Here is a 21,301-nt window from a genome sequence, read left to right as displayed (position 1 = left end):
GCGCGGGGCACATGACGGACGCGCGTGGGTGCGACCGCCCAGTCGATCACGGAGCGACAGCCACACCGGTCAGACCGGTCCCGTCCTGCACCCACGCTTCACAGCGTGGCGGTTCGTCGGGAGGCTCCTGCGGAGCCCGTCCTGCGTCCCTCGCCGAGGCAACCTGTCCATCGTACACCGCGCCGCAACCATCCCGGCGCGGCGCGGTGCACGGGACGGGTCAGGCGTTGCCGTCGAAGAGGCTCGTCACGGATCCGTCGTCGAACACCTCGCGGATCGCCCGAGCGATGAGCGGGGCGATCGAGAGGATCGTGAGCTGTGGGAAACGCTTCTCGGGGATGATCGGCAGGGTGTCGGTGACGACGACCTCGCGGGCGCCGGACTCCGAGAGCCGCTGCGCGGCCGGGTCGGAGAGCACGCCGTGCGTCGCGGCGACGATGACATCCTTCGCACCCGCCTCGAGGACCACGCGGACGGCGCCGGCGATCGTGCCGCCGGTGTCGATCAGGTCGTCGACGAGCACGCACGTGCGGCCGACGACGTCGCCGACGACCCGGTTCGCGACCGCCTGGTTGGGACGGCTCGTGTCGCGCGTCTTGTGCACGAACGCGAGCGGGCCGCCGCCCAGCTTCGAGGCCCAGTGCTCGGCGACGCGGATGCGACCGGCATCGGGCGAGACGACCGTGACGTTCGAGATGTCGACGCGCGTGCGGACGTAGTCGATGAGGAGCGGCATCGCCCACAGGTGGTCGACAGGGCCGTCGAAGAAGCCCTGGGTCTGCGACGTGTGCAGGTCGACGCTCATCAGACGGTGAGCCCCGGCAGTCTTGAACAGGTCGGCCATGAGGCGCGCCGAGATGGGCTCGCGACCCTTGTGCTTCTTGTCCTGACGGGCATACCCGTAGAACGGCTGGACGACCGTGATCGTCTTCGCGGACGCGCGCTTGAGCGCGTCGACCATGATGAGCTGCTCCATGATCCACTGGTTGATCGGAGCGGTGTGGCTCTGCAGCACGAACACGTCGGCGCCGCGGACGCTGTCGGCGTAGCGCACGTAGATCTCGCCGTTCGCGAAGTCGTAGGCCGTCGTGTGCACGAGGTCGATGTCGAGCTCTGCGGCGACGTCGCGAGCGAGGTCGGGGTGGGCCCGACCGGAGACGAGCACGAGCCTCTTCTCGTCGGCGTGGGAGATGATCCCGGTCATCGTGCGCTGTCTCCTTCGTGGGGGTTGTGGTCGCTGCGTGGAGTCGGTGGGGCCTCGGGCGAGGCGGCCTGGAGGCGTTCGTGGCGCGCCTGGGGCGCGAGCGCCGTGGTCTCGTCCTGGGCGGCGAGCGCGAGCTCGGCTGCCTGCGCGGAGGACGTCCCTGGACGACGGCGCGCGACCCACCCGTCGATCGTGCGCTGCGGGGCGTTGGAGACGGCGAGCGCGCCGGGCGGGACGTCCTGGAGGATGACCGCACCGGCGCCCGTGTAGGCGCCGTCACCGATGGTGACCGGGGCGACGAACTTGTTGTTCGCGCCGGTGCGCGCGTAGGCGCCGACGGTCGTGCGGTGCTTGTTGACGCCGTCGTAGTTCACGAAGATCGAGCCGGCACCGATGTTGGTGTGCTCGCCGATCGTCGCGTCCCCGACGTACGTGAGGTGCGGGATCTTGGATCCCTCGCCGATCGAGGCGTTCTTCGTCTCGACGAACGTGCCGATCTTGCCGTCGGTGCCCAGGCGGGTACCCGGGCGGAGGTAGGCGAAGGGGCCGACCGACGCGCCGTCGGCGATCTGCGACAGCGAGCCGTGCGTGCGGATGATCGTCGCGTGCTCGCCGACCTCGACGTCCTGGAGGGTCGTGTCGGGGCCGATCGTCGACCCCGCCCCGATCGTCGTCGCACCGAGGAGCTGCGTGCCGGGAAGGATCGTCGCGTCCTGGCCGATCTCGACGTCGACGTCGATCCACGTCGTGCGCGGGTCGACGACCGTCACGCCGGCGAGCATGTGCTGCTCGAGCACGCGGCGGTTGAGCTCGGCGCGCAGGACCGCGAGCTGGGCGCGGTCGTTGACGCCCTCGACGGTCATCGCGGACGCGGCCTGGACGGCGCGCACGCGGCCGCCGTCGGCCCGCGCGATCGCGAGCACGTCGGTCAGGTAGACCTCGCCCTGCGCGTTGTCCTGTCCCAGCTGGCTGAGCGCCGAGCGCAGGACGGCCGCGTCGAACACGTACATCGAGGAGTTGATCTCGCGGACGGCACGCTGCTCGTCGGTCGCGTCCTTGTGCTCGACGATCCCGGCGACACCTCCGTCGTCGTCCCGCAGGATCCGGCCGTAGCCGGTCGCGTCGTCCACGACCGCCGTGAGGACCGTCACCGCGTGCCCGCCCGACGTGTGCTGCGCGAGCAGGTCGGCGAGCGTCTCGGCGTCGATCAGCGGGGCGTCACCCGCGAGCACCACGACCGGGCCGTCGACGCCGAGCGGGCCGGCGGCACCGGGCTCGAGCGTGCCCGTCGCGGCCGCGGCCGCCTGGACGGCGGCGTCGAGCGAGGCGAGGGCGCACTGCACGGCGCGACCCGTCCCGGGGATCTCGTCCTGGTCGACGACGAGCGCACCGGGGACGCGGCTGAGAGCCTCGGCCGCGACGGCCTCGCGCTCGTGCCGCACGACGACGGCGACCCGCTCCGGGTCGAGCGAGGTCGCCGCTGCGAGGGCGTGGCCGAGGATGGTGCGCCCGGCGAGGGCGTGGAGGACCTTGGGTGTTGCGGAGCGCATCCGCGTGCCCTGGCCTGCAGCCAGGACGACGACGGCGGCGGGGCGTGCGGTGCTCACAGCGGTGGTCACATGGACTCCGGTCGCGTGGGGTCAGGGTGGCGCACGCGCCGCGACGGGCCCGTGCCTCGCCACTCTACCGCTGCCCCGCGTCTACCCGCGCGGACGAAGGGCTCCGCCCTCAGGATTCGAACCTGAACTGCACGGCTCCAAAGGCCGGCGTGCTGCCGTTACACCAGGGCGGACCGGTGACCAGGGCCACCTACCCGTCTAGTCTGCCAGGTTCCGCTGGTTCTCCCGCGCGGCCCTCGTTCCCGGCATGATGGGGGCGTGTCCATCGACAAGAAGCCGCCTCGGGCCCGCATGACCGCCAAGGAGCGTCGCGAGCAGCTCCTCGCCGTGAGCCGGCAGCTCTTCGCCGAGAAGGGCTTCGACGGCACGAGCATCGAGGAGATCGCGACGCGCGCGAACGTCTCGAAGCCGGTCGTGTACGAGCACTTCGGCGGCAAGGAAGGCGTGTACGCGGTCGTCGTCGACCGGGAGGTCGAGTCGCTCACGGGCGCGCTCACGAGCGCCCTCGAGGCGGGCGGGCACCCGAAGCTCCTCGTCGAACGGACAGCGCTCGCCCTGCTCGACTACATCGAGAAGAACGAGGACGGCTTCCGCGTGCTCGTGCGCGACTCGCCCGTCGCCCAGGCGACGGGCACGTTCTCGAGCCTCATCGGCGACGTCGCGATGCAGGTCGAGCACCTGCTCGGCGCCCAGTTCAAGAAGCGGGGCCTCGACCCGAGGTCGTCGCCCGTGTACGCGCAGATGCTCGTCGGCATGGTCGCCCTGACGGGGCAGCACTGGCTCGACTCGCGCAACCTGCGCAAGGACGAGGTCGCCGCGCACCTCGTCAACCTGGCCTGGAACGGCCTCGCCGGCATGGAGAAGGATCCCGCCCTCGTCGAGGACCACCTGGTCTGACGTACGACAGGCCGGGCGGGTCATGCGACCCTCCCGGCCTGCGAAGCCCGCCGACCCGCTCGCGCGGGGCCCTGCGACGGGACAGGTAGGCCTGGTCGCGCGCGCCCAGCAGGCGCGCGCGACCAGGGCGATCAGACGTACAGCGGAGTGAGCGCCAGGTACTCGTCGAGGGACCCGTCGCGCAGGCACACCTCGATGATCTGGCGACCCAGCGGGTCGAGGTCGTCGGTCATGAACTGCACGAGCTCGCTCTTGAAGAAGTCCGTGAGGATCTTCGCGCCGGCGTCGTACGCGTCGGTGCCGACCTGCGACTGGAACTCCGGCTGGAGGAACGTCGGCCGGATGAGCTGGCCGTCGATCTTGACCTCCTTGAGCGCGTAGCCGAAGAGCGGGCAGCGCGCGGGGGTGAGGTTGTCCGGGTTGATGCGGCCGCCACCACGACGCGCGAGGTACTCGCGGGTGAGCCACTCGGCGCCGAAGTCGACCTTGTAGGCGCCGATGTGCTGGTTCGGGGTCAGCACGTAGCGGGTGCGGTCCGCGTCGACGAGCTGGCGGAGGAGGAGGTTCGCGGCAGCGACCTTCGTGCCGGTCGAGAAGGGCCAGTACGAGCCGACACCCTCGGAGACCATGCCTCCGTGCTTGAGCTTGTCCGTCTGCGTCTTCGACTCGCCGATCGACGGGTTCTTGTCGCCGCGCGGCGCGATGAGGCGCCACAGCCAGGCGAGCGCCGGCGGGACGATGTGCATCATGCCCATGATCCCGTAGGTCGCGTCGAACCGGGTCGCGGCCGGCATGCGCACGCCGAACGTGCGCACGTCGATCGCCATCGGCTTGTTGATGACGTCCTTGATCATGCGACGCGGGATGACGACGCGCGGGTTGGGGCAGCGCTTGCCGTTCGAGTCGAGCTCGTGCTCCCAGGGGAGGCACGTCGCGTTGGGCACGCCGTGGATGTTGAAGAACACGAGGGGGGTGTCCGGCTGGATGCACGCCTTCTCGAAGTGCGGGTCCTCGCCGTACGCCTGCAGGTTGTCGACGCGGACGAACCAGCCGTCCTCGGCGTCAGCGACGACGAGCTTGCCGTCGCCCTTCTGGAGGTCCTTGTGGCACAGCGTCATGTCGTCCGTGACGGGTGCGAGGTGGGAGGACTCGTTGAGGGTGATGTAGTACGGCTCGTTCGTCACGACGTTCGTGCCGAGGAGGATGCGGCCGTCGGGCTGACGACGGATGTCCTGGCACATCTCGGACTTGCCGCCGCCCGAGGCACCCTCGTGCATGATGACGGTCTCGTTCTCGTACGGCGTGGTCACGCGGACCGACGAGGCGTGGGCGGTGATCCAGCCCTCCTGCTCGCCGATGTCGAGGAGCGCCGAGAACACGCCCTTCTTGGCGGACGGGCCCGGGTAGAGGTTGTACGCGAAGATCTCGTGGAGCGTCTCCGTGCGGTCGTGGACGACGACCTGGCGGCCCGCGAAGTGCGTGTGTCGGAAGGGCGGTGCCGCGTACATGATCGAGCGCGGCGTGAACGCGCCGAGTTCTTCGAGCGTCACGAAGCCCTGGAGGTCGACGAGCGCGGTCGCGAAGAACGCACAGTTCGCGGGGACGATCGCGAGGGAGGGTGAGCCGTAGGTCAGTCCGCCAGCCTTGAACGGGACGACGATGAGGTCCTGCTGGGACAGCCAGTCGAGCGTCTCCTGCTTCGTCGTCGCGAAGTCGTGCCCGTAGACGTCGCGGAAGCGCGGCTTGTCCGTGGGGCGGTCGTCCGCGATGCGCATGCAGTCGGGGTCACGACGCCGCATGTAGTCCTCGGGGTAGTTCACGGCGATGCCGTTGGTGCAGCGGACGACGTCCGCCTCCTTGACCACACCGTTCCCGGGGACCTGGAACACGACGTCGAACGTGTCGACACCCTCGTGGGGGCCCATGGACATCGCGAACAGGTCGGCACGCGTCGCCGGCACCGTGATGTTCTTGCACGCCCTCAGGGCTGCCTCCACCGCGGGCGGCAGGGTCAGCTGGTCCAGAAAGTCCTTCACTACGTCCTCCTTGGTCGCGCCGAGCGGGGCCTAGGAGGCGTGCGCGCTCGGTTGTCCGGCTCCAGCCCGACCCAGGGGCCTGACTTGCCGTTGACCAAGACGTTACTGAGGAGTACGTCACATTCCCTGGGACTAAGGGCTAGGACAGGAATCCCGCCTGATGGACACACGCTTCTCGCGAGCTGTCCCGGCGCCCTCCGAGATATCTCGACGTCAAGGTAATCTGTCGGGATGGACACCTCCCGCGAGACCCGCGCACGCGAGCTCGACCGTGCCGAGGTGCCCGGCAACGCCTCGAGCACGAACCGCCCCGACGAGGTCGACCGCATCGTCGCCGCATGGAACCGCGAGCGGCCTGACCTCGACGTCGGCCCGCTCGAGGTCCTCTCGCGCGTCGCCCGCCTCACCCGGCACCTCGACCGCGCCCGCCGCGCCGTCTTCGCTGCTCACCGCCTCGAGCACTGGGAGTTCGACGTCCTCGTCGCCCTCCGCCGGGCAGGCGCGCCCTACCAGCTCTCCCCCGGCGCCCTCATCACGCAGACGCTCGTGACGAGCGGCACCATGACGAACCGGATCGACCGGCTCGAGGCACGCGGCCTCGTCGAGCGGCACCGCTCCGCCGAGGACCGCCGCGGGGTGATCGTGCGGCTCACCACGGACGGCCTCACGCTCGTCGACTCCGCGTTCGCCGCCCTCCTCGCCGAGGAGAACGAGCTCCTGAGCGACCTCGACCCCGCCGGACGCGCGCGTCTCGCCGGCCTCCTGCGCGTCGTCCTGGCCCAGTTCGAGGACACCGAGGGGCCCGCGCGAGCCACGTAGGCTACCGGGGTGGCTCATCTCCTGGGCGCAGAGAACCTGCGCATCGCCTTCCCCCACCGCACAGTCCTCGAGTCGGTCAGCCTCGGCATCGACGAGGGCGACCGCATCGGCGTCGTGGGGCGCAACGGCGACGGGAAGTCGACCCTCATGCGGCTCCTCGCCGGCATCGCCACCCCGGACTCAGGACGTGTCACCGTCCGCGGCGGCGTGACGATCGGCATGCTCGACCAGTCCGACACCCTCGACCCCGACCTCACGGTCGCGCACGCCGTCGTCGGCGACACCCCCGAGCATGAGTGGGCCGGCGACGCGAAGGTGCGCGACGTCATCTCCGGGCTCCTCGGCGACCTCCCCTGGGACGGCCGCGTCGGCGACCTCTCGGGCGGTCAGCGCCGCCGCGTCGCGCTCGCCGCGCTCCTGACCGGCGACGACGACGTCCTGTTCCTCGACGAGCCGACCAACCACCTCGACGTCGAGGGCATCACGTGGCTGGCCGCACACCTGCGCCGCCGCTGGAGCGCGAACGCGGGCGGGCTGCTCGTCGTCACCCACGACCGCTGGTTCCTCGACGAGGTGTGCACGGCGACGTGGGAGGTCCACGACGGGATCGTCGAGCCTTTCGAGGGCGGCTACGCGGCGTACGTCCTGCAGCGCGTCGAGCGGGACCGCATGGCCGCCGCGACCGAGTCCAAGCGCCAGAACCTCATGCGCAAGGAGCTCGCCTGGCTGCGCCGCGGCGCGCCCGCGCGCACCTCCAAGCCCAAGTTCCGCATCGAGGCCGCCAACCAGCTCATCGCGAACGAACCGCCCGTGCGCGACTCGGTCGAGCTCGCACGGATGGCGACGTCACGCCTCGGCAAGGACGTCGTCGACCTGGTCGACGCTGGCTTCGCCTACGGCGACACCCCGGTCATCAAGGGCGTCGAATGGCGCATCGCGCCCGGCGAGCGCACGGGGCTGCTCGGCGTCAACGGCGCGGGCAAGTCGACGCTCCTCAAGCTCGTCACGGGCGAGCTGACGCCGACCTCGGGGCGCGTCAAGCACGGCAAGACGGTCAAGTTCGCGACCCTCACGCAGGAGCTCGCCGAGCTGGCCGACGTGTGGGAGGACCGCGTGAGCGACGTCGTCGCGACCAAGCGCACGACCTACCTCGCCGGCGGCAAGGAGATGACGCCAGGCCAGTTGCTCGAGCGCCTCGGCTTCACGAACGCCCAGCTCTCGACGCCCGTCAAGGACCTCTCCGGCGGGCAGCGGCGCCGCCTCCAGCTCCTGCTCATCCTGCTCGACGAGCCGAACGTCCTCGTGCTCGACGAGCCGACGAACGACATGGACACCGACATGCTCGCCGCGATCGAGGACCTCCTCGACTCCTGGCCCGGCTGCCTCCTCGTCGTCTCGCACGACCGCTACCTGCTCGAGCGCGTCACGGACCAGCAGTACGCGGTGATCGACGGCGGCCTGCGCCACCTGCCCGGCGGCGTCGACGAGTACCTCGAGCTGCGCAAGGCCCAGGATGCGGCCCGGACCCGCACCGCCACGACGGCCGCGCCGTCCGAGGGATCCGGCGGTGGGCTCTCGGGCGCAGACCTGCGCGCCGTGACGAAGGAGATCGGCGCGATCGACCGCCGCCTGACCAAACTCGCGAGCCAGGTCCAGCAGGTCCACGCGACGATGGCGAAGCACGACCAGAGCGACTTCACCGGTCTCGCGGTCCACACCGAGAAGCTGCGTGCGCTCGAGGCAGAGATCGAGGAGCTCGAGGCGCGCTGGCTCGAGCTCTCCGAGCTCGTCGACTGATCAGACGCCCGCGGCCACGACCCGCGCCCCGGGCACGTTCCCGACCGCCGTCGCGACGTCGTCCACGACGTCGGCCGCCGTCATCGCCGCCGCGATCGCGAGCGCGTGCTGACGCGACCGAGCGAGCGCCGCGACCGTCGGCCCCGACCCAGAGACGACGACGCCGAGCGCACCAGCAGCGCGCGCGACCTCCATCGTCTCGCCGAGCTCGGGCGCGATCTCGAGAGACGCCGGCTCGAGGTCGTTGCGCAGGCACGCGCCGAGCGCGTGCGCGTCGCCCGCACGCAGGGCGTGCATCATCGCCGTCGCAGGCTCCTCGTCGAACGAGTCGGTGATCGTGCCCGCGCGCTGGAGATCGTCGAACGTCGAGTAGACCGCACCCGTCGACATTCCCGCGTGCCGCAGCCCGAACGCCCAGCAGAACTCGCCGCGCGTCATCGCCGGGGTCACGAGGTGGCCGCGCCCCGTACCGACCGCCGTGTGCCCGAGGAGTGCGAACGGCACGTCCGAGCCGAGCTCGCCCGCGAGCTCGTGAAGCTCGTCCCGGCTCAGGCCCGTGCCCCACAGGGCGTCGCACGCCACGAGGGCGGCCGCCCCGTCAGCCGAACCGCCCGCCATGCCACCCGCGACCGGGACTCCCTTGCGCAGGTGCAGGTGCACGTCCGGGTCCACCCCGGCACGCTCTGCCACGAGCCGTGCGGCCCGCCACGCGATGTTGGTGTCGTCCGTCGGGACGAGGTCCGCCTGCGGTCCCGTCACGGTCAGCGACAGTCCCTCCGCAAGGCTCGCCTCGACCTCCTCGACGAGGGACACCGCCTGGAACACGGACAGGACGCGGTGGTAGCCGTCGTCACCGAGCGGGCTCACCTGCAGCGCCAGGTTCACCTTGCCCGGGGCCCGCACCACGACCGGGCGACCCTCCGGGCGGGAGACGGTGCCGCCCGGCTCGTCGGCCGCACGCAGGCCACCCCGCCAGGTCACCGCTGCCTCTCGCGCGGACCGGACACGGTCAGACCGTGGTCGATCAGCTGCTCCGTCACCCGAGCGAAGTCCGTCACGTCGAGACGCTCACCGCGCGCCGTCGGGTCGACCCCGGCCGCGCGGATCGCCTCCTCCGTGCGAGCCGCGTCGCCCGTCACGGCGCCGAGCGCCGAGCGGAGCGTCTTGCGGCGCTGCGCGAACGCGGCGTCGACCACGGCGAACACCTCCGCACGCGAGGCACGCGTCGTCGGGGGCTCGCGTCGCGTCATCGACACGAGCGCCGAGTCGACGTTCGGCACGGGCCAGAACACCGTGCGGCCGACCGTCGCGGCGCGGTGCGCGCTGCAGTACCAGGCCGCCTTGACCGACGGGACCCCGTAGGTCCGCGAGCCAGGCGGCGCCGCGAGACGGTCCGCGACCTCCGCCTGGACCATGACGAGGATCCGCTCGAGCGAGTCGAACCGCTCGAGGAACGTCAGCAGCACCGGGACAGAGACGTTGTACGGGAGGTTGGCGACGAGCGCGACGGGAGGGGGCCCCGGCAGCTCCGTGACGGTCATCGCGTCCTGGAGCACGAGGTCGAACCGCTCGACGGCGTCAGGCTGGTGGGCCGCGACCGTCGCGGGCAGCTCGGCCGCGAGCACGGGGTCGATCTCGACCGCGACGACCGACGCGCCCGTCTCGAGCAGCCCGAGCGTCAGGGAGCCCAGACCGGGACCGATCTCGACGACACGCTCCCCCGCCTGCACCCCGGCCGCACGCACGATCTTGCGGACCGTGCCGCCGTCGTGCACGAAGTTCTGCCCGAGGGTCTTGGTCGGGCGGACGCCGAGACGCTCCGCGAGGGCCCTGATCTGTGCGGGGCCGAGCAGCGCGGCAGGGGTCTCGGTCATGGGCACGAGCCTACGCGGTACGGCGACGGCAGAAAAAAGGGCCGGGGCCGCACGGTGTCCCGTGCGGCCCCGGCCGAGGTCGTGCTCGCTCAGCGCAGGCCGAGCTTCGACGAGCAGTGCGGCCACTGGCCCCAGCCCGAGCGGGCCTGGAGGATCTTGGCGCGCTTCGTCTGCTCCGCGGCGGTCGCCTGGGACGGCAGGCCAGAGCCGCCGACCGAGCGCCACGTGGCGACGGAGAACTGGTAGAGGCCGTGGTACGCCCCGCTCGCCGAGACGGCGTTCGGGCGGCCGCCCGACTCGCACGCGGCGAGCTTGGCCCACACGCCCGAGGTCGGCGCCTTGCCCTGCGACTTCGTGGACTTCCCGTCGCCAGAGCTCGTCGACTCCTCGGCCGGGCGGTCCTTCGTGCCCTTGACGCGGACCTCGGTCACCGGCTTCCGCGTGACCTCGTCGCCCGTCTTGACGCGGTCGACGACCTCGCCGTCGACGAGCGTGACCGTGTAGGTCCGCGTGCGCTCGCCGTCCTTGCCCTTCGTGCGGACGACGACCGGGAGGTCCTCGTAGCGCGCGGAGTCCTCGACGGTCTTGGTCTCGTGCTCGATCGTGGAGACCTTGGTGCGCTCCTCGACGGCATGCCGCGTCACGACGACCGACACCGTCCCGACGACGCCCGGCTCGAGCTCGCTGCCGTCGTCCTCGCGCTCGTCGACCGCGACGGTGTCGAGGTCACCGAGGGTGATGCCCGCAGCGGCGAGCGCCTCGTCGACGTTCGACGGACCTGCGGCGAGCGCGACGACCTTGCCGTCTGCGACCACGTTGACGGCCTCGTCCGAGGGAAGCTCGACGGGGAGCGCGGTGCGGTCGGACGAGCGCGAGGCGACGAGGTGGACGTCCTCGCCACGCGCGGCGAGCGTGTCGAGGACCTCGCCCGCGTCCGTGCCGGTCGCCCAGACGGTGCTCTCGGTGTCACCGTCGGAGATCGTGACCTGGCGTGCGAGACGCACAGTGACCTCGGTCCCGTCGTTGAGGGCCGCCTCCGGCGTGGGGGCGACGATGTCGTGCTCACCGAGCGTCAGGCCGCGCTCGGCGAGGACGCCGGCGACCGAACCGCTCCAGGTGGAGACCTTCGTGACGTCGCCGTCGATGTCGAGCGTGACGCTCTTGTGGGCGTCGCTCGCGACCGCGGCTCCCGCCCCCATGACCGCGAGCGTCGCGACGCCTGCGACGAGCGCGGCTCCGCGGCGTCGGTGGCGTCGTCGCGCGCGGGCGGTACGAGTGCTGTCGACGACCTGCAGGGGGGCGGTCGTGGCGTCGGCCGCGTCAGCGGACCGGAGGTAGGGGTTGTGCATCAGGTTCCAGACGTCGAGCTCCCCGGGCACAGGAGCGCGGCCGTCGATGCCCCGGAGGCGGACGCCGCAGCACAGGCGTCCCCTGCTGGGGGCTTCTGTGTGGGGGGCGACGTCCGGTGCGCCACGCGCACGCTGTCTCGACGGTCGGCTGCTGATCCGGCCGTTCCGGGTAGCCCGTGGGCGTCGTCCCGGGTCCGCTGTCGCTCCTGGCGCCGTCTCGGCGTCAGGTCGTCTACGTGGCCTGCGCGCTGTTGCGGGGCCCCGTCCACGACGTGCGGACGATCTAACGTAACCGATTCGTGATCATGCGCCAACCCCCGAAGATCCGCCGTAAGCGCAACGCACGACGTCCGCGCAGGTCAGGACCGAGGTGACGAGAGTCTCAGTACCAGTTCTTCGCCTGCGAGTGCTTCCAGGCGCCGCACGGGCCGTCGTAGCGGTTCGCGATGTAGCTCAAGCCCCACGCGATCTGCACGCTCGGGGTCGACAGGTAGCGTGCTGCAGCGGCGCTCTCGCGCCAACCCGCGCCGAAGTGCAGGCTCATGATCGCCTGCGGGATACCTCGCGCCGTGCTGCTCGGGTTTGCGGCCTTGTAGCTCCAGCGGCTCTCCTTCTGCCAGAGGCTCACGAGGCACGCGTACTCGTCGCCGGTCCAGCCACGGTCGGCGGCCATGCCGCGCGCGAGCTCCTTGGCGCTCGCCGCGGTGGTGCCGGGCGTGCCTGAGGGTGCGTCGGACGAGGGTGGCGTCGGAGCCGGCTTCGCGCTCGGCTTCGAGGTGGGCTTCGCGCTCGGCTCAGACGCCGGGTCCTCGGCGGGCTCCGGGTCCGACGGCGGCGCGGCCGACGGCGCAGGACCCTCGGTCGGCGTCGGCTCACGCGTCGCAGCCGGCGTGCGCGTCGGCGACGGGCTCGAACCGGGCTCCGTGGCCGTCCCGACGCGGACGACCTCGTCGACCGGGGCCGACGTGACGAGCGAGACGACCTCGCTGCGAGACACCTCCACGCCGTCGATCCGCGAGACGAGGAACGTCGTCACGGCGGTGCCCGGGCGACCTGCGGTGCGCACGACCCGCTCACCCTCCGCAAGCCCGGAGTCGTTCACCTCGACCGTCTCGAACGGGACCTCCGTCTCCAGGGTCTCGTCGCCCCACTCGACCTTGGCGACGACGACGCGCATGCCTGCCTCGACAGGCGCGTCGAGGTCGTGCGACGTCGCGTAGCCGTCGAGCACGATGCCCTGCGAGACGAGGAGGTCGGTGACGGTCGTCGCCGTCGTCGAGACCGGGAGCTCGGCACCGTCGAGAGAGACGGTCACGTCGACCGGCGCGGCGCCGCGCACCTCGGCGCGGGAAACCGCACCGTCGGAGCGTCCGAGCCCGGCGCCCTCACCCACGAGGGCGTCGTCGGACGCGACCACGGCGGGCGGAGGATCACCCCAGGCCAGGTCCCCGAGGGGGGCCAGAAGCTGGAGGCTGCCGACCGTCAGGGCGCAGACGCCCAGGACGATGGCGCCCGAGACGAGCGGACGGGTCGCACGGGTCAAGGATCAGTACCAGCCGCGTGCCTGCGAGTGGTTCCAGGCGCCGCACGGCGTACCGAACCGTCCTGAGATGTAGTTCAGGCCCCAGGTGATCTGCGTCTTCGCGTTCGTCCGCCAGTCCGCCGCGACAGACCCCATCTTCGTGCCGGGGTAGGCCTGCGGGATCCCGTACGCGCCCGAGCTCGAGTTGGCCGCGGTGACGCGCCAGCCGCTCTCCTTCTTCCAGAGCTTGTCGAGGCACGCGAACTGCTCACCGTCCCAGCCGCGGTCGGCGACCATCGACTTGGCGAGCGCACGAGCCTGCGACGGGCTGAGGACCTTCGCGCCGGCATCGGGGATCTCAAGGGTGCCGACACGCACCACCTCGTCGCGCACCTCGGCCTCGACGACGCTCGTCACCGCGGTGCGGGACACGACGGTCCCCGCGACCTCCTCGACGATGTACGTGACGGACGAGCGACCGTCGCGCCCCGTCGTCTCGACGATCTTCGTGCCCTCGACGAGCGCGTCGTCCGGCTGCTCCTCGGAGTCGTGCTCGACGACCTCGACCTCGGTGACGGTCGAGCGCACGACCTTGTCGACGACGACCTCCATCCCCGCAGAGACAGGAGTCGTCGGGTCGACCGACACTCCCTCGTCGTCGGAGAGGACGACACCGAGCTCGGAGAGTGCCGCGCCCACCGTCGCCGCGGACGTGGTGGCCACGGTCTTCTCGCCCCGCACGACCACCGTGAAGGTCTGCGCACGCGCTGACGAACGCGAGGCGACCTCGCGGGAGCGCTCGGTCAGGTCGGTGACAGCCGCGATCGTCTCGGCGTCGGACGGCTCCGGAGCGCTGCCGGAGGCCTGCGCGAACGCGACGGTCCCGGTGACGACGAACGTGAGGACGCCCGCCTGCGCGACGACCTTGAGGCCCGCTCCGCTCCTGCTGGCGCGGCGCGCGCGCCGGGCACGTCGAGGGGCAAGTGGCACGGTCGTCGCTCTCCTTCTCGTTCCTCGCGCGGCAGTCGGTCCCGCGTGCGGGCGGGGACGTTCCGACGATTGAACCCCGGCAGCCGGGGTCAGGGCAACACACGTCCCGCACGTGACGTGAGTCCTATCGGCACAAACGTGGACAACTTGAGCACGGGCGCGACGTGTCACCAGTCGCCGTAGACACGCACAGCCGTCTCTGCCGTCGCGCGCGCGACGTCGTGAGCCGGGCTGTCGAGCGCCGCCGCCATCCCGCGCACCGTGTGCGGGAGCAGGTAGGGCGCGTTCGGGCGCCCCCGCACGGGGTGCGGGGTCAGGTAGGGCGCGTCCGTCTCGACCATGACGAGCGAGAGAGGTACGGCACGCAGCGCCGCGCGCAGGTGCTCGTTCGCCGGGTACGTCACCGGCCCGGCGAACGACAGGAACCACCCGTGCGAGGCGCACACCCGCGCCATCTCGGCATCACCCGAGAAGCAGTGGAACACCGTGCGCTCGGGCGCGCCGTCAGCCTCGAGCAGCTCGATCACCTCGCGGTGCGCGTCGCGGTCGTGGATCTGCAGCGCGAGGCCGAGCTCCTTCGCGAGCGCGACGTGCGCACGGAACGACGCGCGCTGCACCTCGCGCGCCTGCTCCCCACCCCGGAAGAAGTCGAGACCCGTCTCGCCGATCGCGCGGACACGCTCGTGGCGGGCGAGGTCCGCGATCTGCGCGAGCGCGTCGTCGAGCGGCACCGCGTGGTGCTCACGCGCCAGCGGGTCGAGGCCGTCGGGAGCGACCTCGCGGATCCCAGCATGGAGCGGCGCCTCGTTGGGGTGCAGCGCGACGGCGCCGAGCAGCTCGCGGTGCTCGTCGAGCATCGCGACGGTCTCGCGCGCCGCAGGCAGGTCGCAGCCCACCTGGACCATGCGCGTCACCCCGGCCGCGGCCGCGCGGGCGACGTGCTCCGCGACGGTCGGCACGTGCTGAGAGCCGTCGAGGACGTGATGGATCGACTCGAGGTGCGTGTGGTTGTCGACGACCTCGACGCCGAGCGGCTCAGGGTCCGGCGGCCAGCTCCGGTCCCGCTCCCGGCGACGTCCCACTCAGACCTCAGGCTCGTCGAGGCGCGGGAAGAGCACAGCCCCCTTGGTGATCGTGGTGCCCGCCACGAGGGTGCCGAACGTGCCCGCACCGTTCACCGGCTGCGCGTCGAGCGCGCCGAGGCTCTCCGCAGCGCCGAGGGACTCCCACAGCCGCTCGGTCGCCTGCGGGATGACCGGGTGCAGCAGGACGGCGAGCGAGCGCAGCGCCTCGGCCGCGGTCACGAGGATCGTCGCGAGGCGGCCGCCCTGGCCGGTCTGCGTCTCGTCCTTCGCGACCTTCCACGGCTCGGTGTCGGTGATGTAGTGGTTCGCGGCGTCGACGAGCGTCCAGACGGCGCTGATCGCCTCGTGCGGTGCGATGCGGTCGATCGCGGCGTCCGCGTCCGCGGCTGCCTTCGCGGCGACCGCAGCGAGGTCGAGCTCGAGCTGGGTCGGCTCGCCCGCCGCCGGCAGCACGCCGCCGAAGTACTTGCCGACCATCGCGGCGACGCGCGACGCGAGGTTGCCGAGCCCGTTGGCGAGGTCGCCCGCGTACCGCGCGGACATGTCCTCCCACGAGAACGAGCCGTCGGAGCCGAACGAGATCGCGCGCATGAAGTAGTAGCGGAACGCGTCCGAGCCGAAGTGGTCGATGATCTGGCTCGGCGCGATGCCCGTGAGCTTGGACTTGCTCATCTTCTCGCCACCGACGAGCAGCCATCCGTGCGCGAACACGGTCGTAGGCAGCGGCAGGCCTGCCGCCATGAGCATCGCGGGCCAGATGACCGCGTGGAAGCGCAGGATGTCCTTGCCCACGAGGTGCACGTCCGGCGGCCACACCTGCGCGAAGCGCTCGGCGCCCTCCCCCTCGGTGTCGCCGAGGCCGACGGCGGTCGCGTAGTTGAGCAGCGCGTCGAACCACACGTAGAGCACGTGCGACGAGTCCCACGGGATCGGGATGCCCCAGTCGAACGTGTTGCGGGAGATCGAGAGGTCCTTCATGCCGCTCTTGACGAACGAGACGACCTCGTTGCGCGCGGACGCGGGCTGCACGAACTCCGGGTGCTCCTCGTAGAGAGCGAGCAGCCGGTCGGTGTAGGCGCTCATCCGGAAGAAGTAGTTGTCCTCCTCGAGCCACTCCACGGGACGCGAGTGGATCGGGCACACCTTGTGGCCCGCGTACTCGCCCTCGCCCGCGAGGACCTCACCCTCGAGCTTGAACTCTTCGCAGCCGACGCAGTAGTAGCCCTCGTACTTGCCCTCGTAGATCTCGCCCGCGTCGAAGAGACGCTGGATGAACGCCTGCACGCGGTCGACGTGCCGCTCCTGCGTCGTCCGGATGAAGTCGTCGTTGCGCGCGTCGAGCGTCTCGAGCACCGGCTTCCAGGCGGACTCGACGAGGCGGTCTGCCCACTCCTGCGGAGTGACGCCGTTCGCCTCGGCGGTGTTCATGACCTTCTGCCCGTGCTCGTCGGTGCCCGTGAGGAACCAGACGCTCTCCTGCCGCTGACGGTGCCAGCGGGTGAGGACGTCCGCCGCGACCGTCGTGTACGCGTGCCCGATGTGGGGGGCGTCGTTGACGTAGTAGATCGGCGTGGTCAGGTAGAAGGACTTGGTCTGCGCCATGGCGTCATCCTAGAACCCGGCGGGCGCGGGGCGGGACCGCGTCCCGCGCACCGGAGCGCGCGGCACGGACCGCGCAGGGACAGGTCAGGGGACCTCGGTGACCTGGAGGCGGACGCGCAGCAGCCGGTCGTCGTCGTCGCCCGGGTCCCCGCGGCCGTCGGTGCTGCCCGTGACGACGAGGAGGTCCCCGCCGGGGAGCGCGACGACGTTGCGGACCCGGCCGACGCCGTCGAGCAGGACGGTCGGCGTCGCAGGCTCGCCGCGCACCAGTGTGCCGAGGTCGACGCGCCACACGCGCTGGCCGCGCAGCGCGGCGACGTAGACGCCGTCGGCCGTCACCGCGATACCGCTCGGCGACGCCTCGTCGGTGGACCACGTCACGAGCGGGTCAGCAAAGCCCGCAGCCTCGCCGCCGGTGCCCTCGACGTCGGGCCAGCCGTAGCTCGCGCCCGCGACGATCTCGTTGAGCTCGTCGAACGCGTCCTGCCCCAGCTCGGACGCGTACATGCGCCCGTCCGCGTCCCACCCGAGGCCCTGGACGTTGCGGTGCCCGGACGTCCACACGAGCGAGCCGGGCAGCGGGTTGTCGCCGGGCACCGCGCCGTCGGGCTCGAGCCGGAGGATCTTGCCGCCGAGGCTGTCGAGGTCCTGCGCGTGCTCAGGGTTGCCCGCGTCCCCGGTGCCGGCGTACAGGCGCCCGTCGGGGCCGAACGCGAGCGCACCTCCGTCGTGGTTGCCCGCCCGAGGGATGCCGTCGACGAGCATCTCGAGCGGGCCGAGGGTCGTGCCGTCGAGGACACCGCGCAGGATCGCGTTGTCCTCCTCCCCGGTCCGGTAGACGTACACGTATCCGTCCGCGGGGAAGGTCTTCGCGACGGCGACGCCGAGGAGGCCGCCCTCGCCGCCAGGCACCGTCGTCTCGCGCAGCTCGTCGGCGCCCGGACCGTCGACCCGTGCGCGCTCCCCGTCGGGCGCGACCCTCACGAGCCTCGCCGAGTCGCGCAACGACACCAGGAGGTCTCCGTCCGGGAGGACGGCGACGCCCCACGGGACGTCGAGCCCGGTCGCGACCACCTGCACGTCGGCGGCCGTCGCGGTCGACCGCGACGGGCTCGGCTCGGGCGTGGTCTCCGGGTCGGCCGGCGTGCCCGTCTCGTCGACGGGCGGCGACGACGCCGCACCGGTCACCGGAGCCACCGGCCTGCGCGGGGCCGCGTCCTTGCCGAACGCGCCCGCGAGCGCAGCCACGAGCAGGCCTACCGCGAGCAGGCCAGCGACCACCGCGACTCCGACGCGCACGCGCGTCGGGACGGCGCGCCGAGCTGCCCGGTCCGTCACCGGGACTCTCCCTGCCACCCGAGGTTGCGGGCGACGCGCTCGAGCGTCGCGACCGTCACCTCGTAGTCGCGGGCAGCGATGCCCTTGCTCACGAGGTCTCGGCGGTGCGCGATGACCGCCTGCAGCTCCGCGTAGGCCGCCTCACCCGCGACGGTGACGCCGAGCGAGCCGACGTCGTCAGGCGCTCCCTCGAGGTGCTCCTGACCCGAGACCCAGCCACGGTGCCGCAGGTCGTCGACGAGCAACGACGTCGTGCCCGTGCCGCCAGGTGCGTGCACGAACGGTGCGAGCACCGCATCGACCTGGACCGTGCTGCTCGCACCGTCACGGATCACGGAGAGCACCTGCCAGTGCCTCCGCGAGAGCCCGCCCCACTCCTCGGCGTCCGCATCGAGCGACTCCTCGAGCAGCGAGTCGACGAGCTTGACCCAGAACCCGAGCGGGCGACCGGTGCCGCCCGCGATCGAACCTGACAACGGCATGACCCCGCTCCTCCCGCCGAGACTCCGGTCCTCCCAGTCTGGTCCAGCAGTGCGGCGGGCGCGACCGGCGCCCCGCACGCGCCCCGGGACGCGCAGGTCAGCGGGCGCGGGCGGCGAGCACGGCCTCGTAGAGGTCTCGCTTGGGCACCCCGGCGCGCTGCGCGACCGCCGCGACCGCCTCCTTGAGCCGTGTGCCGGCGTCGACCTGCGTCACCACGGCCGGGACGAGCTCCTCGACCGAGGGCGGCGCCTGCTCCTGCGCCCCTGCCACGACGATCGAGATCTCCCCGCGCAGCTGCTCCTCGCCCGCGCGCGCGGCAAGCTCGGCGAGGCTGCCGCGCAGCACCTCCTCGTACGTCTTCGTCAGCTCGCGGCAGACGGCGGCCGGGCGGTCGGCGCCGAACGTCTCCGCCATCGCGGCGAGCGTGTCGTGCACCCGGTGCGGCGACTCGAAGAACACCATCGTGCGCCGCTCGTCCGCGAGCGCACCGAACGTCCGGGCGCGGTCGCCCGCCTTGCGGGGCGCGAAGCCCTCGAAGCAGAAACGGTCCGTCGCGAGCCCGGAGACCGCGAGCGCGGTGAGCACCGCGGACGGCCCGGGTGCGGCCGTGACGCGCAACCCGCGCTCGACCGCGCGGGTCACGACGCGGTAGCCCGGGTCCGAGACCGTCGGCATGCCGGCGTCCGTCACGACAAGGACCGTGCCGCCGCCCTCGACGACGTCGAGCAGCTCGTCGGCGCGCGCCGTCTCGTTGTGCTCGTGATAGCTGACGATCCGGCCGGCGACCCTGAGCTCGAGGCGCGCCGCGAGCGCGAGGAGCCTGCGCGTGTCCTCCGCCGCGACGACCTCTGCCTGGACGAGGAGGCGGCGCAGGCGCGGGGAGGCGTCCTCGACGTCGCCGATCGGGGTGGCCGCGAGGACGAGGGATCCGGTCATGCGCCAAGCCTGCCACGGCGTCAGCCGCTCCCCTACGATGGCGTCCGTGAGCGCAGCCGCCCCTCCCCCCACGTGGGACCCCGTCCCCGACGCGCCGGAGGAGACCCGGTCGACGCACGACCGGCTGCTGGCGGTCCTGCTGGGCGAGCGCGCGCTGCGCCTCGGGACGACGGCGTCGGACCGCCTCTGGGGCTGGCTGGGCCCGCTCCTCGTCGCGGTCGTCGCAGGGGTGCTGCGCTTCTGGCACCTCGGCCGGCCGGGCACGCTCGTCTTCGACGAGACGTACTACGTCAAGCAGGGGTACACCCTGCTCGTCGCCGGGTTCGACGCCGAGTGGCCCGAGGACCCGAATGCGTTCTTCGAGCAGGGGAACCAGGACGTCTGGCTCGACAAGGCCGACTACGTCGTCCACCCGCCGATCGGCAAGTGGATGATCGCGCTCGGGCTGCGCGTCGGCGGCTCGCAGAACCCGTGGGCGTGGCGGCTCGCGACCGCCGTCGTCGGCGTGATCGCGGTGTTCCTGCTCGCGCGCGCCGCGCGCCGCCTGTTCTCCTCGACCCTCGCGGGTGTCGTCGCGGGCGGGCTCTTCGCCGTCGACGGCGTGGGGATCGTGCACGCGCGCACGGGCCTGCTCGACAGCTTCGTCATGTTCTGGGCGGTCGTCGCGTTCGCGCTGATCGTCGCCGACCGGTTCGACTCGAGGCGGCGGCTCGCCGCGCGAGCAGCCGCGCTGCTCGACGCACGACGCCCGCTCGGCCGGCGCGGGCCGTGGCTCGGCGTGCGCTGGTACCGGCTCGCGGCCGCGGTCGCCCTCGGCCTGTGCATCGGGACCAAGTGGTCCGGCATGTACTTCCTCGCCGCGTACTGCGTCCTCGTCGTGCTGTGGGACGCCTCGGCGCGACGCGCGGTCGGTGTGACCGGCTGGCCGATCGGGACCCTCCTGCGCGACGCGATCCCCGCCGCCGTGACGATGGTGCCGATCGCGATCGTGACCTACCTCGCGTCCTGGGCCGGCTGGTTCCGCAACCCGTCGTCCTACATGCGCCACTGGGCGCAGGACAACCCCGGTCAGGGTGTCGGCTGGTTGCCTGAATCGTGGCGGTCCCTGCTCGAGTACCACTCGAGGATGTGGGACTTCCACAACGGGCTCACGTCACCGCACCCCTACCAGGCGCACCCGCTCGGCTGGATCATCCAGTGGCGGCCCACGTCCTTCTACTACGAGGACCAGGCGTACGGCGAGGCTGTACCGACGGGCGGCACGTGCGGCTGGGAGCACTGCACCCAGGCCATCACGTCGATCGGCAACCCGCTGATCTGGTGGCTCGGCGCGCTGGCCGTGGCCGCGACCGTCGTCATCCTCCTACGGTGCAAGGACTGGCGCGCGACCGCCGTCCTCGTCGGGCTCGTCGCAGGATGGGTGCCGTGGCTCGGCTACGCGCACCGCACGATCTTCACGTTCTACTCGATCGCGTTCGCGCCGTTCGTGTACCTCGCGCTCACCTACGTCTTCGTCGTCGCGTGGGAATGGTCCCAGGGGCAACCCTCGCGCCGGGTGGTCGTCCGGCGCACGGCCGTGGGGCTCGCGATCGCCATCGGCGTCGTCTCCCTGTTCTTCTACCCGATCTGGACCGCAGCGAACGTGCCGACGTGGTTCTGGCGTGCGCACATGTGGCTCCCCACCTGGGTCTGACGCGCTCGGTGGCCACCTCGCCTGCGTCCGGACGCGACACGGGACGAACAACCTAGG

The 21,301-nt window shown here is 71.9% G+C and carries 17 protein-coding genes and 1 tRNA gene; 4 read left to right on the top strand and 14 right to left on the bottom strand.

Annotated features, from left to right (window positions below; genetic code table 11):
* Positions 1 to 220: 220 nt before the first annotated feature.
* From HF995_RS10210 to HF995_RS10200, 3 genes are all read right to left on the bottom strand, one after another.
* Complete coding sequence (locus HF995_RS10210) at positions 221 to 1,204, bottom strand: ribose-phosphate diphosphokinase (RefSeq protein ID WP_168447707.1); 984 nt, start codon at positions 1,202 to 1,204, stop codon at positions 221 to 223.
* The gene (gene glmU, locus HF995_RS10205) at positions 1,201 to 2,811 is read right to left on the bottom strand and encodes a bifunctional UDP-N-acetylglucosamine diphosphorylase/glucosamine-1-phosphate N-acetyltransferase GlmU (RefSeq protein ID WP_168447706.1); all 1,611 of its coding nucleotides are present in this window, start codon (positions 2,809 to 2,811) and stop codon (positions 1,201 to 1,203) included. Before glmU ends, HF995_RS10210 begins: the two co-directional genes overlap by 4 nt.
* Before the next feature lie 113 nt (positions 2,812 to 2,924).
* A tRNA-Gln gene (locus tag HF995_RS10200) sits at positions 2,925 to 2,996 on the bottom strand.
* Between the two features lie 118 nt (positions 2,997 to 3,114).
* Between HF995_RS10200 and HF995_RS10195 the strand changes: the two genes are divergently transcribed.
* A complete protein-coding gene (locus HF995_RS10195; RefSeq protein WP_168447913.1) occupies positions 3,115 to 3,720 on the top strand; it encodes a TetR/AcrR family transcriptional regulator in 606 nt (201 codons plus the stop codon).
* A 131-nt stretch (positions 3,721 to 3,851) separates the two neighbouring features.
* On the opposite strand, the gene HF995_RS10190 is transcribed toward HF995_RS10195, so the two are convergent.
* A complete protein-coding gene (locus tag HF995_RS10190) occupies positions 3,852 to 5,756 on the bottom strand; it encodes a DUF4914 family protein (protein WP_168447705.1) in 1,905 nt (634 codons plus the stop codon).
* A gap of 231 nt (positions 5,757 to 5,987) precedes the next feature.
* On the opposite strand from HF995_RS10190, the gene HF995_RS10185 reads away from it, so the two are divergent.
* Both HF995_RS10185 and HF995_RS10180 read left to right on the top strand, forming a co-directional pair.
* Positions 5,988 to 6,575 carry a MarR family winged helix-turn-helix transcriptional regulator gene (locus tag HF995_RS10185; protein WP_168447704.1) on the top strand — a complete coding sequence of 196 codons (588 nt, stop codon included), beginning with the start codon at positions 5,988 to 5,990 and terminating at the stop codon, positions 6,573 to 6,575.
* Between the two features lie 9 nt (positions 6,576 to 6,584).
* Positions 6,585 to 8,372: an ABC-F family ATP-binding cassette domain-containing protein gene (locus HF995_RS10180; protein WP_168447703.1), complete on the top strand. Its 1,788-nt coding sequence runs from the start codon at positions 6,585 to 6,587 to the stop codon at positions 8,370 to 8,372.
* On the opposite strand, the gene HF995_RS10175 is transcribed toward HF995_RS10180, so the two are convergent.
* From HF995_RS10175 to rsmI, 10 genes are all read right to left on the bottom strand, one after another.
* On the bottom strand, positions 8,373 to 9,353 hold the full coding sequence (locus HF995_RS10175; RefSeq protein ID WP_434060854.1) for a 4-(cytidine 5'-diphospho)-2-C-methyl-D-erythritol kinase: 981 nt from the start codon (positions 9,351 to 9,353) through the stop codon (positions 8,373 to 8,375).
* Positions 9,350 to 10,246, bottom strand: a complete 897-nt coding sequence (rsmA, locus tag HF995_RS10170) for a 16S rRNA (adenine(1518)-N(6)/adenine(1519)-N(6))-dimethyltransferase RsmA (protein ID WP_168447702.1) — start codon at positions 10,244 to 10,246, stop codon at positions 9,350 to 9,352. Before rsmA ends, HF995_RS10175 begins: the two co-directional genes overlap by 4 nt.
* A gap of 89 nt (positions 10,247 to 10,335) precedes the next feature.
* Positions 10,336 to 11,595, bottom strand: coding sequence for a resuscitation-promoting factor (locus tag HF995_RS10165; RefSeq protein WP_168447701.1), 1,260 nt, complete (start codon positions 11,593 to 11,595; stop codon positions 10,336 to 10,338).
* A gap of 382 nt (positions 11,596 to 11,977) precedes the next feature.
* Entirely contained in the window at positions 11,978 to 13,138 is a 1,161-nt protein-coding gene (locus HF995_RS10160) for a resuscitation-promoting factor (protein WP_168447700.1), read from the bottom strand.
* Between the two features lie 3 nt (positions 13,139 to 13,141).
* Positions 13,142 to 14,107 (bottom strand): resuscitation-promoting factor, encoded by a 966-nt coding sequence (locus HF995_RS14145; RefSeq protein WP_168447699.1) that lies wholly within the window; start codon positions 14,105 to 14,107, stop codon positions 13,142 to 13,144.
* A 167-nt stretch (positions 14,108 to 14,274) separates the two neighbouring features.
* Positions 14,275 to 15,189 carry a TatD family hydrolase gene (locus HF995_RS10150; RefSeq protein WP_168447698.1) on the bottom strand — a complete coding sequence of 305 codons (915 nt, stop codon included), beginning with the start codon at positions 15,187 to 15,189 and terminating at the stop codon, positions 14,275 to 14,277.
* The gene (gene metG, locus HF995_RS10145) at positions 15,190 to 16,794 is read right to left on the bottom strand and encodes a methionine--tRNA ligase (RefSeq protein ID WP_168447697.1); all 1,605 of its coding nucleotides are present in this window, start codon (positions 16,792 to 16,794) and stop codon (positions 15,190 to 15,192) included.
* Between the two features lie 84 nt (positions 16,795 to 16,878).
* Positions 16,879 to 18,132, bottom strand: coding sequence for a PQQ-dependent sugar dehydrogenase (locus HF995_RS10140; RefSeq protein WP_168447696.1), 1,254 nt, complete (start codon positions 18,130 to 18,132; stop codon positions 16,879 to 16,881).
* Positions 18,129 to 18,614: a MarR family transcriptional regulator gene (locus HF995_RS10135; RefSeq protein WP_168447695.1), complete on the bottom strand. Its 486-nt coding sequence runs from the start codon at positions 18,612 to 18,614 to the stop codon at positions 18,129 to 18,131. Before HF995_RS10135 ends, HF995_RS10140 begins: the two co-directional genes overlap by 4 nt.
* A 97-nt stretch (positions 18,615 to 18,711) precedes the next feature.
* Entirely contained in the window at positions 18,712 to 19,551 is an 840-nt protein-coding gene (gene rsmI / locus HF995_RS10130) for a 16S rRNA (cytidine(1402)-2'-O)-methyltransferase (protein ID WP_168447694.1), read from the bottom strand.
* Between the two features lie 37 nt (positions 19,552 to 19,588).
* Between rsmI and HF995_RS10125 the strand changes: the two genes are divergently transcribed.
* A complete protein-coding gene (locus tag HF995_RS10125; RefSeq protein WP_286189544.1) occupies positions 19,589 to 21,244 on the top strand; it encodes a dolichyl-phosphate-mannose--protein mannosyltransferase in 1,656 nt (551 codons plus the stop codon).
* Positions 21,245 to 21,301: the final 57 nt, after the last annotated feature.

It is taken from the genome of Sanguibacter hominis ATCC BAA-789 (genome assembly GCF_012396185.1).
Lineage (GTDB): Bacteria > Actinomycetota > Actinomycetes > Actinomycetales > Cellulomonadaceae > Flavimobilis > Flavimobilis hominis.
The sequence above is the reverse complement of the archived record's forward strand: the minus strand, read 5'-3'. Positions and strand labels throughout refer to the sequence as shown.